The following is a 1,432-nucleotide window of genomic DNA, read 5'->3' as shown; positions in this document are numbered from 1 at the left end:
ATGTTGACTAATGTAATAACATCACATATCGACAAACTACCCGATTTTGCGGACCGACACCTGATGACCAACGCCTGCCTGACCTTCCGCGACCTGACGCTCGGCTATGGCAGCCATCCGGCGATCCATCACCTGAACGGCGTCGTCCGCAAAGGCTCGTTGACCGCGGTGGTCGGCGCCAATGGCTCGGGCAAGTCGACGCTGATGAAGGGCATCGTGGGCGTGCTGAAGCCGATGGAAGGCGCCGTGGTCCGCATGCCGGGCGTCCGCACCGCCTACCTGCCGCAGCAGTCGGAGCTCGACCGCTCCTTTCCGGCGCGCGTCGTCGATCTGGTCTCGCTCGGCCTGTGGCCGAAGCGCGGCATGCTCGGCCGCTATACGAAAGAGGATCGCGAGTCGGTCAGCAAGGCGCTGATGGCGGTCGGGCTCGGCGGCTTCGAGAAACGGCCGATCGATACGCTGTCGGGCGGCCAGTTGCAGCGCACGCTGTTTGCCCGTGTGCTTTTGCAGGACGCCGACCTCATCCTGCTCGACGAGCCCTTCAACGCGGTCGACGCCAAGACCGTCGGCGACCTCATCCAATTAATAAAGCGCTGGCATGGCGAGGAGCGGACGATCATGGTCGTGGTGCATGACCTCGATCTGGTGCGGCAGAATTTCCCGGAAACGCTGCTGCTTGCCCGCCAGCCGGTCGCCTGGGGCGACACAAAGGAAACGCTGCGGCCGGAAAACCTGCTCAAGGCACGGCGCTTCCACGAGGCCTGGGAAGAGAATGCGCCCTGGTGCGAGCCAGATGCTCACGACCATGGCGATGATCTCGCACAAGACCGCCACCATCACCACGATCACGCTCATGGACCCGATCACCGCCACGACCACGGCTCCGGACCGAGGGCGGCGTGATGGAATCTTTCTACGGCCTGTTCATCGCGCCCTTCGCCGATTTCGCCTTCATGCAGCGGGCGCTGTTCGGCTCGCTGATCCTGTCGCTCGGCGCCTGCCCGGTCGGCGTCTTCCTGATGCTGCGGCGCATGAGCCTTTCGGGCGACGCCATGGCGCATGCCATCCTGCCGGGTGCCGCCGCCGGCTTCCTGCTCTATGGGCTCGAGATCCTGCCGATGACGGTCGGTGGGCTGATCGCCGGCATCATCGTGGCGCTCGGCGCGGGCGCCGTGTCGCGCTTCACCATCCAGCGCGAGGACGCGTCGATGGCGGCCTTCTATCTGATCTCGCTTGCGGTCGGCGTGCTGATGGTGTCGATCCGCGGCTCCAGCGTCGACCTCATGCATGTGCTGTTCGGCACGGTGCTGGCGCTCAACAATGAGGCGCTGATCCTGATCGGCGCCATCGTGGCGGTGACGCTCGCCTGCCTCGCCATTTTCTGGCGCGCCCTGGTCGCCGAATGCCTCGATCCGCTGTTCCTGCGCTCGGT

The 1,432-nt window shown here is 65.0% G+C and carries 2 protein-coding genes; both read left to right on the top strand.

Annotated features, from left to right (window positions below; genetic code table 11):
• Positions 1-63: 63 nt before the first annotated feature.
• On the top strand, positions 64-903 hold the full coding sequence (gene aztA / locus EOA24_RS37845; RefSeq protein WP_126083090.1) for a zinc ABC transporter ATP-binding protein AztA: 840 nt from the start codon (positions 64-66) through the stop codon (positions 901-903).
• The coding region (locus tag EOA24_RS37840) for a metal ABC transporter permease (RefSeq protein WP_133374910.1) at positions 903-1,432 on the top strand (530 nt) is incomplete at its 3' end. The genes aztA and EOA24_RS37840, both read left to right, overlap by 1 nt.

It is taken from the genome of Mesorhizobium sp. M2A.F.Ca.ET.039.01.1.1, from assembly GCF_003998035.1.
Lineage (GTDB): Bacteria > Pseudomonadota > Alphaproteobacteria > Rhizobiales > Rhizobiaceae > Mesorhizobium.
The sequence above is the reverse complement of the archived record's forward strand: the minus strand, read 5'-3'. Positions and strand labels throughout refer to the sequence as shown.

Coding starts and splice junctions, on each gene's coding strand:
- aztA (WP_126083090.1), top strand. CDS start 64: ATGACCAACGCCTGCCTGACCTTCCGCGACCTGACGCTCGGCTATGGC.